Genomic DNA, 13,751 nt, shown 5'->3' with positions numbered 1-13,751 from the left:
GGCTGTCCGGGTCCTCGCCGTCCACGACGAGCTGCTTGGCGCGCTCGGGCTGCTGGTCGAAGACGTTCCAGCGCTGCTTCCACTCGCGGTGCCAGCGCCTGGTCCGGCTTCGCTCCAGGCTCCGTACGACCACCGAATGGTCCATGTAGAGCGGGGTGGGCAACTCGCTGTCGAGCTCGAGACGCCAGCGGTGGACCGGCAGATTCAGGTCATCCGTGTCGAGCATGAACTCGATGTGGATCGCCCCGGCGTCGTCCCACTCCTCGGCGGCCTCGTACACCAGCGTCTGGACTGCCCGTTCCGCGGTCTGCGAGGTGACCTGGGTGACCGGGCCGCGGGCGGGATGCCAGCCGGTCGGGTCGTACTGGTGCCAGGACGAGAGCTCGTAGCACCCGGCCTCCTCCTGCGGCAGGCACCGGCCTGGCCGGGGCGGCATGCCCCACCTGCTGCCGCAGCGACCGCAGCTGTGGCGTCAGGCCCAGCTCACAGCGTGCGCAGATCCTGATCCGGCGGACAGCAGCACTTCCCGTACCCCGTCGTGGAACTCGTAGCCGATGCCCGTCTCGTCCAGCGGGTCGGCGGTCCCCACCTTGCGCAGGAGCCCGCCCAGCAGGACCTCGGCCAGATCGCCCGGGCTGCCCTCCGGCTGGTGGATCCCCTGTACGAACTCCATCACGTGAATGTTCAACGGCGCGGCGGCCAGCCGGGACGCCAGCCGGAAGGCGTTCGGCGAGGCGGCGGCGCGGAACCGGAAGACGCGGTCCCAGGCGTTCGGTTCGGGTTCGGGCTCCCAGCGCTCGGCCGGCGCCCCGGGCAGCAGCGGGGTTGAAGGCGCGCCGGTGTCGGACATGGTGAAGCCGTGGACGATGCCGGGGCAGATCTCGGTGTAGCCGACACCCGCGGCATCCGGGGCCTGATTGAGCTCGCTGATGGCCTCGGGCGACATGTCGCCCTCGGCGAGGCCGATGTGGACCTGGGCGGTGAGCTGTCGACATCTGCGCCCTGTATCCGGGCGAGATCGAGGACCAGGCCGTGGCCCGTCCGCTGGCCCGGGCCGGGTCAGCCTCCCGCTGCGAGCGGGCCCGCCTTGCCGCCGGCGTCCTGACCGCCCGGGTGCACGCGGTGCGCCGCTCGCGGCGCCTGGGTTCCCACTCCCTGCCGCACACCGTCACCGCGCCCGCTGGGCCACCGTCACGTCCGCGGCGGGACCGGGGCGAGGCCGGAGTTGGGCGCGCGGTCCGCAAGGCCTCGGGCCAGGAGCAGGCGACCGACGTCGCCACGGCGGAGGAGACCCGCCGGGTGAACGGGGCTGCCGCCAAGATGGCCGCCAAGATCCAGGGCGGTATCCGGGAGCGCACGGTCGCCCACGAACCCCGGCCGCGACCAGCTCCGGCACACCGCATGACAAAGGCACGTTCGTCGCCCGTCAGCTCGGGCTGAGCGCGGCCGACATCGAACAGTTGCTGTGCCGCGACCTCACCCTGTGCCTGGAACACCGCGCCGTGTGATCAGCCACCGGCCCGTTCTGATCGCGGGCATCCTCGTGGTGAGCGCCTGGCCTCGGCAAGTCCGCGCTGTTGGTGGCGGCTGTGAGAGGCGGGGGACGAACGGCCGTATCCACCTCCCCCTCGTGCGGCCTGAGTCCGATGCCGCCCGCTCAGCGACGAGCTGCTCCTAGCCTGCTGTGATGCGGATCCTGATCGTGCGCGCTTGCGGGCGAAGCGTGAACTCGGGTTGCACGTCCGGTCCACAGGCCCGTGAGCCGAGTCCGTGCTGGGCCGCGTCGATGATCAGGTGACTCGTCGTCGTTTCGGGAAGCTCGAAAGCATGACGGGCTTGCGCGATCTGTTGGGGCGTGTGGCGGCTCAGGGTGTAGCCGGGGCGGCGTCCGTGCAGGTCCGGGAGTGCCTCCAGGTGCAGCACCTTGGTTTCGCCGCTTGCCAGCGTCAGTCGGCGCAGTTGGGAGCGGTGCCCGCTCTCCTGGGGACGCGCGTAGTCGACCGTGAGGTCTTGGATGGTGGAGGAGAACCGGGACGTGCGTGCCGCGCGCAGACTGTCGGGGTAGGACTCGAGCGGGCCCAGACCGAACCACTCGGCGCCGTCGATGGCGGCGTCGCCGTCGGGTAGGTCGAAGCAAATCCCGATCCGAGGCCACACGGCCCGCCAGTTACTGGACGGCTCGATCTCCACGCGCAGTTCCAGTTCATCGTCTTCCAGGGACCAGACGGACTCGACCGTCACCGACGTGGCGGAGTTCGCCGCGGAGACCTTGTCGACGGTGCGCAGGGCGTCCGCGGCGTGCGACACCGACAGGCGACGGCTGGTCAGCCGGTGGAGCCCCTCGCGCCGCCACAGTTCGGCATTGGCCACCCCGGGAGTGCTGGCGTCGCTCCCCTCGACTCCATCAGAGGGGCTTTCGTCGTTGTCGGTCGGCGCGCGGAACAGCTCCAGCCGCGGGCCCGTCACCGCGCGGCCGGCGAGCCTGGCCAGGGATCCGCTGATGAACTCGGCGATGCCGAGCGTCAGCGTTCCGTCGCCCGGATGCCAGTCTTTCCGCGTCCGGACAGCGGGGGCAGGACGGCGTACCGAGCAATCCAGTTGGGCAGTCGCGATCACGTGCCCTTCGGGCGCCCAAGCGGTTGCGGCTGCCAGCACTGCGTCGATCGTGAGCCATGTCTCGGCGTCGGGCGACACTTCGATGTGCGGCAGCTGGACCCATCCTGACCCGCCCGCAGTGACGACGGGGACCTCCAGCTCACCGCAAGCCACCGGGGTACCGTCGTGTTCCACGCGCCAACGGAAACGCAGGTCGGACGTGTCGGCCGAGTGCCGCAGATTTGAGATCGCGACTTTGTCCGCGTCGAAGGTGAAGCGGACCGGCTGGACGACTGCCTTGTACTCGTGGAGGCTGGGCGTGGGGACGTCGTTGCTCAATAGCATGCCGTCCATGACGAAATTCCCGTCGTGCACGGCCTCCGCGAAGTCACCGCCGTAAGCGTAGTACGGCGTTCCATCCGGGGTGGTGGCCAGGATGCCGTGATCGCGCCACTCCCATACGAAGCCGCCGTGCAGCCGCGGATACGTGTGCACGAGTGCTTCGTACTGGTCGAAGGCTCCCGGCCCGTTGCCCATGGCGTGTGCGTACTCGCACAGCAAGAATGGCTTGGTGCGCTGGCGGGCGCTCTGGGCCGGAGTGCAGTTGAGCAGTGCCGAGCGGGCGCCGGGGGTGCCGATCTCCTCGGTCTCCGCCACCGATGCGTACATGCGCGAGTAGATGTCGGTGTAGTCGCCGGTGTGGTCACCCTCGTAGTGCACGGGGCGTTCGGCGTCGCGGGCGTGGACCCACGCCGACATCGCTGCGAGATTGCTGCCCGTCCCTGCCTCGTTGCCGAGCGACCAGATCACGATGCTGGGATGGTTCTTGTCGCGTTCGACGGTGCGTTGGATGCGGTCCAGATAGGCTTCGCGCCATGCGGGGTCGTCGCTCGGATTGCCGGCCCAGCCGACTTTGTCGAAGCCATGCGTCTCCAGATCGCATTCGAGGATGACCCAGAATCCGAGTTCGTCGGCGAGGTCGAGCAGCTGCGGATGCGGTGGGTAGTGGCTGGTGCGTATGGCGTTCACGTTGAACCGCTTCATGCGGGCCAGGTCTTCGCGGGCGTGTTCCTCGTCGAAGACACGGCCGCGCTCGGGATGAGCCTCATGGCGATTCACCCCGTGGAACACGACGCGGTGGCCGTTGACCAGGAACTGATCCCCGCGGATCTCGACCGTGCGGAAGCCGACCCGCAGTGCGATGCGCTCCGCGGCCGAAGACACCGTGGCGTCATACAGGCGGGGCTGCTCGGCCGACCACGGCTCCACGCCCGCGATGTCGAGGAGTTTCACGTCGGCTGCCGTGCTCCACACCTGCTCGATGCCGAGTTCAGGGATGCGCAGGGTGAGGGGGAATGCCGCCGGTCCGGCGATGACTTTCGGGTCCAGACGCCCCCGCCCGTTGTCAAAACCGGTCCGCAGCCAGACGTCCTCGATGCCCCCGACCGGCCGGACCAGGAGGGTGACGTCACGGAAAATGCCCGGCAGCCACCACTGGTCCTGGTCCTCGACGTAACTGGCCGCCGACCACTGGTGCACACGCACCGCCACGACGTTGTCGCCTGGGTGGACTGCGCAGGTCACGTCGAACTCGTGGGCAAGCCGGCTGCCGCTGGCGCTGCCGATCTCTACACCGTTCACCCACACCTTGAACAGCGATTCGACCCCGTCGAACCGCAGCACGACACGGTCTCCCTCCGACCAGCCCGAAGGCAGATGGAAGTGGCGGCGGTAGTCGCCGGTGGGGTTCTCATCCGGAACATGGGGAGGGTCGATCGGAAACGGGAACTGGATGTTCGTGTAGATCGGCCGGCCGTAGGCTCCGCCACCCTGGAGCACCCAGTGCGAGGGCACCGGGATGCTGTCCCAACTGTGGTCATCGAAGCCTTCGGCCGCGAAGTCCTGCGCCGCCGATGCCGTAGGTGACAGACGAAAACGCCAGGGCCCGTTCAGCGAGAGGGAAGGGGCGTCGGAGTGCAGCCACGAGCGTGCCGGGCGCAGCGCGCCACGACCAGGTGTGGTGTCCGAAACAAACGCGGAAGGCTCGGAAGTCAAGAGGTCACAACTTTCGTGAGAGCGGGGGGAATCAGGCGCGGACTGGCAGCCCTCGGCCTCATCACTGTCAGCTCGATTCCTGCCTGCGGATGTCGTTGGTCACCTGAGCACGACGGTTCGGATTTCCCACGGCCCGAGGACGAGCTCGAACCCGCCGCGCACAGGCACCGGCTGAGAGACCGGCCGGCCCAGCAGGTCCACTGTGGTGACCTCGGTGAACGCACCGGTCATGCCGACGGTCGACGCGGTGTCGCTCATCGCGGCCAATCGCACCTCGGTTCCGGTACTGCGCGCGCTGTCGGTGACGCGGCGGATGCTTGAGACGTGCACGTTGCGGCCATCGACCCGTATGCCGCTGGTGGCGGGCGGAAGCGGGCCTGTGCTGGGCGCGGTCCCGCGGGCGACGAGTGCGTCGTTGCGGAACTCCTCGGCCAGAGCGACCGCGTCAGCCCCCTGCCAGCCGGCTGCTGAGGGCACGATGGCGAAACGGTTCTCGATGCGCATGCCGAGATCCTGCGCGCCCGGTGCGGCAATTTCGCTTGCCGCGGGCTCGTCACGGAGGGGATGGATGTTGACGCTGATCGAACCGATGGCGCGCAGCAGGGTGATGGCGAGTGCGCGGCCGCCGTCGACGAGTTCGTATTCGCCGGCGTGGTCGAGCAGGACGATGGCGGGGCCAGCCGACACGAAGGAACTCGCCGGAAACGTCGGGAGCGGGAACTCGCCCCAGCCGCCCTCGGCGGTGAGCCCACGCCGGGTGACGGCGAACTGCCCAGCAGACGCGGACGTGTCCACCGGCTGGGGCAGAGGAACGTGCAGGCGCAGCCGGTGGTCGGCGCTCTGGTTCAGGAACGAGGTGGACAGGCGGACGAACGGCTCGCCCGCGCGTACCTCCACCAGCATGTCCACCGGCGTTTGGACGGTGTGGCCGCTGCGCAGATCCCGGTCGCGGGAGAGCGCGGCGGGCCAGTCGTAGACGCGGGTGACCAGCATCCTGGAACGCAGCGGTCCGCTCTCCAGGAGTTGGACGGTGATCTTCGTCGGCTCCGACACGAGCACATCTCGGGCCGGGGGAGCGTAGTTGTAGCTGTCGCCACGGTCACCACCGTCGACGAGGCGGCCGACCCCAGCCAGGACAGTGCCGTCCGCACCGGTCACATCCAGGGTGCCGTCGTCGGCGACCGCGACCTTGACGAGCCCGTTGGCCAGAGTGTCGGCCCTGGCCGTCGCAGGAGCCAGGGGTGTGGCTGGGACGGCGGACCGGCCGCCGGCCGTGACCCGGAAACTGGCCAGCCCGCCGGCGGGGACGTGGACGGGCACCAGCGCGGTGGCCCGGGCTTCCGTCAGCGTCCGCACCCGCCACTCACCCGGATGCGCGGCCGCGGCGGCGGCGACCTCGCGGCGCAGGATCAGCAGGTCGAACGGCCCGGCGGGCGCCTCGGCGAGGTGGAAGACGAGTGAGCCGGGGGCGATTTCGTAGTGGTCGATCAGACGGCCGAACAGCTCGCGGCGGTGAATGCGGCGCAGCACTCGTTCGAGCTGCGACGCATCCAGACGTTCGTCGCTGAGGACGGTTGGGGCCTGGGAGATCAGCTGTACGGGATGCGCCGATCCGCCGGCCGTGGTCGAGACCAGCGTGGAATCTTCCGGCGGGACCATGACATCCACCTCGACCAGAGCCGTTCGCTCCCAGGGCAGGGGATTGGCCACCAGGAAGCCGTCGCCCGGCACCCGGGCGGCGGGCTCGGCGAGGGCCGCGTCCCGGACGGCACGAGCCGCCTGCGCGGCTTCGGCGAGCCGTGCCGCGACCTGGTCGCAGGTCTCGTCGGTGCCGGATCCGACCACCGAATCATGCGCCGTCGACTCGATGATCTTGTGCCACGCGAGAGAGAGGAACGGCGAGTCGTCGCGCCGCGACCACAGTGCGTTCATCCGCTCGGCGTGGTCGATGGTGCGCTCGGCCACGGCCATCCGCTGCTTGAGCCCGAGCCGCACCGACAACACACCCGGAAGGATGTTGCCGCGCACATGGCTGCGCAACTCACCGGTGACGACCGCGGACACCTCGTCACGCACGTGCTTGCGGATGTACTCATCGAGCGTCGCGACGGTGATGGCACGCTCCGAGCTGGATGCGTGCCGCAGCCAGGCTGCCAGTTGCGGGTCGGGCGCGTTGTGGTCGGTTCCGGCCATGGCCAGCACCGGATCTCCGCCCCAACGTTCGGCGGTCATCTGGGCGTACTCGCCCAGCGCGCGGCGAATCCTGTCGGGCACCAGCAGGACGTCGAGACCGTTGTCGTAGCCGTCGAAGAGGAACTCGGTGCGCACTTCGGAGCCGTCGGGCGCGCGCCAGCGAAAGGCGTGACCCGCGACGGAACCGGGGACACCGCGCCACAGCGCCGCATGTTCGATCCCGGCACGCGCCAGGATCTGCGGCATCTGCGCGATGTGGCCGAACATGTCCGGGAGATAGCCGATGGACATCGCGCCGCCCAGCTTTTCCGCAGCTGCCCAGCCCATCTGTAGGTTGCGTACGATGGTTTCGCCGGAGCAGAGGAACTCGTCGAGGAGGATGAGCCACGGGCCGATCGCGAGCCGGCCTTCGCTGACCAGAGCGATGATGCGCTCACGGTTTTCCGGCCGCATCTCCAGGTAGTCCTCGATCGCGGCCATCTGCCCGTCAACGGTGAACCGGAAGTCCGGGTCGGCTTCGGCTGTTTCCAGCACAGTGTCGAGGGCGGCGACCAGCCGGTGCCGGAAGACCTGGAACGGCTCATACCATTCCCGGTCCCAGTGGAAATGAGGCACGAAGACGGCGGAGTTGCGCATGGCGAGAGGGACCTTCTGACCTTCTGTGCTGGCGGGCGTGGGGGAGCGTGGAGCGGGGCGGGCGGTCATTTGAGGGAGCCGGCGGCGAGCCCGGTGCGCCAGAAGCGCTGGAGAAGGATGAACACGATGATCACGGGCACGATCGATACCAGCGATCCAGTGATCACCGACTGCTGTAGCAGCGGGGCCCGGGCGGTCTGGCCGTTCCACTGGTACAGGCCGAGCGTGATCGGGAACAGCGACTCCTTCTGCAGCATCACCATCGGCAGGAAGAAGTTGTTCCAGGTTGCCACGAACTGGAACAGGAAGATGGTGACCAAGGCCGGTGTCATCAGTCTGAATGCCACCGAGAAGAACGTCCGGAACTCGCTCGCACCGTCCAGGCGCGCCGACTCGATCAGCTCCTGCGGGACGGCGGCGTTCGCGAAGATGCGCGCGAGATAGACACCGAACGGGCTGACGATGCTCGGCAGGAACACCGCGAGGTAGGTGTTGACGATGCCGGTCGCCGAGAACAGCAGGAACAACGGCAGGGCGAGTGCGGTGGTAGGCACGAGGACGCCGCCGAGGACGACGGAGAACAGCAACTCGCGGCCGCGGAAGGGGAACTTGGCCAGTGCGTAGCCGCACAGCGCGGAGATCAGCGTTCCAACGGCCGCACCCAGCACCGCGTAGATGACGGTGTTGACGGCCCAGCGGCCGAAGATGCCGTCGCTGCGGGTGAACAGGATGCGGACGTTGTCGATCAGGTTGAAGTTGGAGAAGGCCAGCCCGTTGGTGGAGGCGAGGTCGCCCTGCGGCTTCGTCGCCGCGACGATGAGGAAGTAGACCGGCAGCATGAAGTAGACGGCCAGCAGGCACATCAGGGCCGTCACGGCCGTCCGGCTGACGCGGCTTTCACGGGACACGGATGGGTCGGTCACAGCCCGGCCTTCTTCGAGGTCAGTCGCATGAACCCGAAGCTCAAGACGAAAGTGATGACGGCGATGACCACGGAGATCGCCGCGGCCTGCTGGTAGTTGTTCCCGGAGGCCACCGCGTAGGCGAGCATGTTCGGGGTGAACGTGCTCGAGATGTTCGAGGAGATCTGCCGCAGCACGGCCGGTTCGGCGTAGAGCTGAAGGGTGCCGATGATCGAGAACACCGTGGTCAGGACGATCGCCGGGGCGATGATGGGAACCTTGATACGCCAGGCGATCGTCCACTGGCCCGCACCGTCGAGCTTCGCGGCCTCGTAGAGCTCCTGCGGGATCGCTTGCAGCGCCGCGTACATGATCAGCATGTTGTAGCCGGTCCACAGCCAGGTGGAGACGTTCGCCGCTGACCACAGCACGGCCTCCGGGCCGAGGAAGTCGGGCTGCCAGCCGATGCCCTCGAGCAGGTCGACGACCGGGCTGAGCTGCGGGGAGTACAGGTACGACCACATGATGGCAGCGATGACACCGGGCACGGCGTACGGCATGAACGCGGTGATGCGGAAGAACGCCTTGAGCCGCAGCAGGGGGGTGTCGAGCAGCAAGGCCATGATCAGCGCGATGAACAGCATCACGGGCACCTGCACGATGCCGAACAGTCCGATGCGGCCGATGCTGGCCCAGAACTCGGTGTTCTGGAACACCTGCGCATACTGCTCGAATCCGCCGAAGGCCGTGTACGAGGTCCCGTACTGGCCGCCGGTGCGGCGCACCACGCGCAAGCTCTGCCAGAGCGCGTAGCCGACGGGTGCCACGTAGAACAGCAGGAAGGGGAGGAAGAAGGGGGTCAGGAACGCGGCGACGGTGCCCACCCGGGGGCGGCCGCCGTTGCGTCGGCGGCGGCCCCCGGGCGACGACGTCACGTGGGGCACGCGGGTTGAGATGTCGGTCATGTTGCAGTCACTTGCCCGCCGTGGCCGGGATCGCCTGGTCCTTCATCGACTTCAGCGCGGCGGCCTGGGAGGTGGAGAGGGCGTCGGTGAGCGTGCCGTCTCCAGCCGCCGCCTTGGCCATCGCGTCCTGTAGCGCCAGGTTCACGGTCTTCTGGGTGGGACCCCAGGCGAAACTGGTGTTGATCTTCTTGGACGAGTCCGCGAAGACGTCGAAGATCTTCTCGTTGTTGTAGTAGGCGACACCTTGCGACAGCGCAGGAAGGCGCAGCCCGGCGTTGGCCGCCGGATAGAGGCCGCCCAGCTTGTTCTCCAGCGCGAGGGCCTTAGGGTCGGTGTTGAGCCAGGTGTTGAACTTGACTGACTCGTACAGATGGCTGTTGCCCTTCATGAAGGCCACCGTCGATCCGCCCCAGTCACCGGACGCGCCGTTCGCGCCCCACGTCGGCATGGGGACGATCGTCCATTTGCCGGCCTGCTGGGGCAGGTTGTCGCGGAACATGCTGTAGCCCCAGGAAGCGCCGACGTAGCTGGCGACCTGGTCCTTCTGGTACGCGGCGTACATCTGCGTCGACCCGTGGGCCAGATCGGTGCGCACGAGCTTGTCGGATATCAGCTTCTGCCAGTACTCCGCGACCTGCTTGCTCTGGTCCGACTCGACGGTGACGTGCCACTTGTCGCCGGAGTAGCTGTACATCTCGGCGCTGTTCTGCCAGAGCAGACCGTTGAACCACTCGGCATTGTTCGGGTCGAAGAACGTGATGCTGACGTTCGGGTTCGCCTTGTGCAGCTTCTGTGCGGCTGCCGCGTACTCGTCCCAGGTCTTGGGGATCGGGAGGTCGTACTTCTTGAAGATGTCGCTGCGTACATAGAGCGCCATCGGGCCGGTGTCCTGCGGGAAGGCGAACACGCCGGTGCCGCCGAAGCTGGTCTGCGACCACGTCCACGGAACGAACTGCGACTTGGCCGCGGCGGCTGTCGAGCAGGCGGAGGCGTCCACGAAGGCGTTCTGCGTACGCAGGCTGGGAAGCTGGTCGTAGCCGACCTGTGCCAGGTCCGGAGCCTTCCCCGCCTTGAGAGCGTTGCCAAGGGTGCCGTACTGGTCGTTGGAGATGTTCTTCGTCTGAACCTGGATGTCCGGGTTGTTCTTGTTCCACAGGGCGACGACCTTGTCCATGCCCGGAACGGTGTTCCAGTACTGAAGGGTTACCTTCCCCTTCGCAGGCGTACAGGAGCCTGCGGATGCCGTATCCGAGTCAGCGGGTGACGAACACCCGGCGAGTAGCGCGAGACTGAGGGCGGCGGCGGCCGCGAGGCCGGTGCGCGTGACTGTGGTGCTCATATTTTCCGTTCCAGAGAACGACTAGCTGCGGGTGCTAGGCGGGGTCGACGTTGACACCTCAGGCGGAATGCCATCTGGTTGGAACATGGGACCGTGAGCGGTAACGTGAGCGCTCACGGGAGCGCTCACGGTGGTGGTGTTCTGAAGTGATTGGGAGTGTGCGCTTCGGTACAGCCGAGTGTCAAGGCTCCTGAATCACACACCGGGCCCTGGCTGCGGAGGCAAGTCGATGCAACAACTCGAAACCCCAGGACGAGAGGTGGCGCATGTGCCGGCCGCCTGGTTCACGGCCGAGATCGTCAAGCGCCCACCCGAAGGGTCGCACCGCGGCTTCAGCCCGGGCATACTCGGTGCGCCTGCGACGTGGCCGCGTCGACCACTACGCGGAGGTAAGTGATGGCGTCGTCGGAAACAGGCTCTCGTAGGGTGACGATCGATGACGTGGCGCGGATCGCCGGTGTGTCCCGGCAAACCGTGTCACGGGCGCTCAACGACAAGGGCGAGATCGGTGTTTCCACCAAGCAGCGCGTTCTTGACGCCGCCCTCGAGCTCGGATACCGGCCGAGCCGGTTCGCCAGGGGGCTCGTCCGGCAGGACGCGATCAGCGTCGGGCTCGTGATCCCCGATCTCCTCAATCCATTCTTCACCGAGGTGGCCGCCGCTTCGCTGGACGCGGCACGGGCGCGTGGCTGGCATGTTGTCGTGTACGACACCGGTGACCGCATTCAGGAGGAGCGGGGCACGCTCGAGGTGATCGCCTCCCAAGTGGACGCCGTAGTGGGGTACCTGAGCCAGCCGGAGGGCGAGATCGACAAGCTGATGCGAGGGCTCCCCGTGGTGCTCATCGACCGGGAGCACCGCACCGAGCGGTTCAGTTCGATCCGGATCGACGGTGAGGGGGGCGTTCACGCCGCGATCCGGCATCTGGTCGACTCGGGCCATCAACACATCGGAATGCTCGATCATGCGGGCCGGTCCGAGCCGAGCATCCGCCACGACTGGTTCGTCAGCGCGATGTCCGCCTGCGGACTGGATGCCGGATCGGTCAGTCGGGCAGATCAGAGCGTTGAGGGCGGGGAGAGTGCACTGAAGGAACTTCTCGCCCATCACCCCGATATCACCGCCGTGTTCACTTTCAACGACATCATCGCCATCGGAGCACTGCGCGCCGCGCGTCGACTAGGACGGCGGGTTCCTCGCGACCTCGCTGTGATCGGCTTCGACGGCCTCCGGCTCGGAGCGCTCGTCGAGCCGCCGCTGTCCACCGTTGCTCTGGACACGCGGGGACTCGGCGCGCTCGCCGTGGAACAGACCGCCCGGCTGCTGGCCACAAGCAGTCCGCTCAGCCGGGATGAACTGGTGGTCAGGGCAGAACTCCAGCTGCGTGAATCCGCATAGCAGGTGCCGCACCACCGGTGGGTGGCGTACTGCCTCTGTTCCTCCAGGCCGTCGGTTCTGTTGTAGCGCCGTATTCGAATCAGGGAGCGCGGTCCCCAGGACGGGCGGCGACAATGATCGCGTCGGGTTCTATGTCGTAGGCAGCAGATTTTCAGAATCGGTGCTCTACTTCGATTGAGCACCTGTTTGCCACGTCCCGACTCTGAGAGGGCGTTATGAGTCTTGATGCCCGTTTCATTCTTGGGGTTGGGTGAGGTCCGCTGGTCGAGGGTTCGTTGCTGGTGCTACGGATGGGGCTGGGTGAACAGGCCGGGTTCGGGCTCGGTAAGGATTCCGCGGCTGACCATGCGCTTGAGTTTGGAGCGGATGCCCTCGGTGTTCTTCGGCAGGATGGGCAGGTCGAGGGCTTCGCACAGGTCGCGGGCCCGCATCGGGCGTCTGGTGTTGGCGAAGACGGCCAGGATCTGCTGGTAGGCAGGATGGTCCGGCGTGGCGGGCGGCGGGGCCGCTTCGGCGATGGCGAGGTGGTGGGCGATGCCCAGGAGGGTCTTGCGGGTGATCCGCAGGTTGTCGGTCATGCGTCGCGCCAGGTGGGGGTGGTGGTGTCGGTCAGCCGGCGCACTATTACGTCGCTCATCGCCCAGTACACGCGTGACTCCGAGGCGGCGGGCCGGTGTTCGTAGTCGCGGACCAGGCGCCGGTGCATGACGAGGGTGCCGAAGGTCTGCTCGACTACCCACCTCTTTGGCTGGGGCACGAAGCCGACATCGGCCGGGTTGCGCTCGACGATCTCCACGTCCATGCCGAGCGTGGCACCGTGATCGACGACGGTCCTCTTGTAGCCCTGGGCGACCAGGACTTTCTTCACCGTGTCACTCTGGGCGGCCACGCGGTCCAACAGGGCGGTCCCCGCGGCGTTCTCGTGGACTGAGGCCGCCGTGACCACGACCGCGATGACCAGGCCCAACACGTCTACGGCGATGCCTCGTTTCCGGCCCGGCACCCGTTTCGCCGCGTGCTTTCCGGTCGTCGCGGCGGGCACTCCGGCCGCGACGTGCACGCTCTGCGTGTCGAGGACCACCAGGCTCGGGTCGGCTAATCGCTTCTTCTTCTCCCGTACCTGCCATCGCAGCAGGTCATGGACAGTCTTGTCGGTGCCGTCGTCCCGCCACAGGGCGAAGTAGTAGTACACCGCGCCGCTCGGCGGCAGGTCGTTGGGGAGATAGGCCGACTGACAGCCCGTCCGGGACTGGTACAGGATCGCGTTGACGATCTCCCGCATTTCGTGCTTCCCCTCATGGCCCGTGGCCGAGGGACGCCCGGCCTTCCACGCGGAGAGCACGGGCTCGATCAACGCCCACCGCTCGTCGGATAAGTCGCTCGGGTACGGCTTGCGCTCACTCACCTCACCACCCCAGCACGGCCAAACCGGCCGACCGGCCCGGACCCCACAGACCCACACGATCAGGCGACCGCAGAACGGAAATCAAGCGTTCATAACGCCCTCTCATGCAGCAGCGATCACCACTGACGAATCGAGGTTAGCTGGAGGCGGGAGCGCTGGTGGAGGTTTTGGCGCTCTGTGCGTCGATCACGCAGGCCGACGCCTCCGCGTCCCGCCCTTCCTCCTGTCGCCAGAACTCCCTGAGCAGGCCGTTGAGCTGGGCG

At 67.5% G+C, this 13,751-nt stretch carries 10 protein-coding genes and 2 pseudogenes; 2 read left to right on the top strand and 10 right to left on the bottom strand.

Annotation, left to right across the window (positions count from 1 at the left end):
- Together J5X86_RS47920 and J5X86_RS53150 are read right to left on the bottom strand one after the other, a co-directional pair.
- A pseudogene (locus J5X86_RS47920) lies at nucleotides 1–436 on the bottom strand (hypothetical protein); the annotation flags it as partial.
- Between the two features lie 36 nt (nucleotides 437–472).
- On the bottom strand, nucleotides 473–946 hold the full coding sequence (locus J5X86_RS53150; protein ID WP_374229496.1) for a hypothetical protein: 474 nt from the start codon (nucleotides 944–946) through the stop codon (nucleotides 473–475).
- An 86-nt stretch (nucleotides 947–1,032) separates the two neighbouring features.
- On the opposite strand from J5X86_RS53150, the gene J5X86_RS47905 reads away from it, so the two are divergent.
- On the top strand, nucleotides 1,033–1,440 hold the full coding sequence (locus J5X86_RS47905) for a hypothetical protein (RefSeq protein WP_208522897.1): 408 nt from the start codon (nucleotides 1,033–1,035) through the stop codon (nucleotides 1,438–1,440).
- Nucleotides 1,441–1,674: 234 nt separating this feature from the next.
- Here J5X86_RS47905 and J5X86_RS47900 read toward each other — a convergent pair whose 3' ends face one another.
- The 5 genes from J5X86_RS47900 to J5X86_RS47880 all read right to left on the bottom strand — a co-directional run bounded on the left by J5X86_RS47900 (nucleotide 1,675) and on the right by J5X86_RS47880 (nucleotide 10,520).
- On the bottom strand, nucleotides 1,675–4,650 hold the full coding sequence (locus tag J5X86_RS47900) for a glycoside hydrolase family 2 TIM barrel-domain containing protein (RefSeq protein ID WP_208522896.1): 2,976 nt from the start codon (nucleotides 4,648–4,650) through the stop codon (nucleotides 1,675–1,677).
- 99 nt (nucleotides 4,651–4,749) lie between these two features.
- The gene (locus tag J5X86_RS47895; protein ID WP_208522895.1) at nucleotides 4,750–7,479 is read right to left on the bottom strand and encodes an alpha-mannosidase; all 2,730 of its coding nucleotides are present in this window, start codon (nucleotides 7,477–7,479) and stop codon (nucleotides 4,750–4,752) included.
- Nucleotides 7,480–7,544: 65 nt separating this feature from the next.
- On the bottom strand, nucleotides 7,545–8,402 hold the full coding sequence (locus J5X86_RS47890) for a carbohydrate ABC transporter permease (RefSeq protein ID WP_208522894.1): 858 nt from the start codon (nucleotides 8,400–8,402) through the stop codon (nucleotides 7,545–7,547).
- On the bottom strand, nucleotides 8,399–9,346 hold the full coding sequence (locus tag J5X86_RS47885) for a carbohydrate ABC transporter permease (protein WP_208522893.1): 948 nt from the start codon (nucleotides 9,344–9,346) through the stop codon (nucleotides 8,399–8,401). The genes J5X86_RS47890 and J5X86_RS47885 overlap by 4 nt, the downstream gene beginning before the upstream one ends.
- A gap of 7 nt (nucleotides 9,347–9,353) precedes the next feature.
- The gene (locus tag J5X86_RS47880) at nucleotides 9,354–10,520 is read right to left on the bottom strand and encodes an ABC transporter substrate-binding protein (protein WP_243983249.1); all 1,167 of its coding nucleotides are present in this window, start codon (nucleotides 10,518–10,520) and stop codon (nucleotides 9,354–9,356) included.
- A 561-nt stretch (nucleotides 10,521–11,081) separates the two neighbouring features.
- Between J5X86_RS47880 and J5X86_RS47875 the strand changes: the two genes are divergently transcribed.
- Nucleotides 11,082–12,083, top strand: a complete 1,002-nt coding sequence (locus J5X86_RS47875; protein ID WP_208522891.1) for a LacI family DNA-binding transcriptional regulator — start codon at nucleotides 11,082–11,084, stop codon at nucleotides 12,081–12,083.
- A gap of 284 nt (nucleotides 12,084–12,367) precedes the next feature.
- Here J5X86_RS47875 and J5X86_RS47870 read toward each other — a convergent pair whose 3' ends face one another.
- From J5X86_RS47870 to J5X86_RS51660, 3 genes and pseudogenes are all read right to left on the bottom strand, one after another.
- The gene (locus J5X86_RS47870; RefSeq protein WP_208522890.1) at nucleotides 12,368–12,661 is read right to left on the bottom strand and encodes a hypothetical protein; all 294 of its coding nucleotides are present in this window, start codon (nucleotides 12,659–12,661) and stop codon (nucleotides 12,368–12,370) included.
- Nucleotides 12,658–13,488 (bottom strand): IS5 family transposase, encoded by an 831-nt coding sequence (locus J5X86_RS47865; RefSeq protein ID WP_208522889.1) that lies wholly within the window; start codon nucleotides 13,486–13,488, stop codon nucleotides 12,658–12,660. Before J5X86_RS47865 ends, J5X86_RS47870 begins: the two co-directional genes overlap by 4 nt.
- Before the next feature lie 142 nt (nucleotides 13,489–13,630).
- A pseudogene (locus tag J5X86_RS51660) lies at nucleotides 13,631–13,750 on the bottom strand (IS5/IS1182 family transposase); the annotation flags it as partial.
- Nucleotide 13,751 lies beyond the last annotated feature (1 nt).

The organism is Streptomyces sp. NEAU-YJ-81 (assembly GCF_017592595.1).
Lineage (GTDB): Bacteria > Actinomycetota > Actinomycetes > Streptomycetales > Streptomycetaceae > Streptomyces > Streptomyces hygroscopicus_B.
This window is presented reverse-complemented; position numbering and strand designations above follow the sequence as displayed.

Coding starts and splice junctions, on each gene's coding strand:
- J5X86_RS47895 (WP_208522895.1), bottom strand. CDS start 7,479: ATGCGCAACTCCGCCGTCTTCGTGCCTCATTTCCACTGGGACCGGGAA.
- J5X86_RS47875 (WP_208522891.1), top strand. CDS start 11,082: ATGGCGTCGTCGGAAACAGGCTCTCGTAGGGTGACGATCGATGACGTG.
- J5X86_RS47870 (WP_208522890.1), bottom strand. CDS start 12,661: ATGACCGACAACCTGCGGATCACCCGCAAGACCCTCCTGGGCATCGCC.
- J5X86_RS47885 (WP_208522893.1), bottom strand. CDS start 9,346: ATGACCGACATCTCAACCCGCGTGCCCCACGTGACGTCGTCGCCCGGG.
- J5X86_RS53150 (WP_374229496.1), bottom strand. CDS start 946: ATGTCGCCCGAGGCCATCAGCGAGCTCAATCAGGCCCCGGATGCCGCG.
- J5X86_RS47880 (WP_243983249.1), bottom strand. CDS start 10,520: ATGGACAAGGTCGTCGCCCTGTGGAACAAGAACAACCCGGACATCCAG.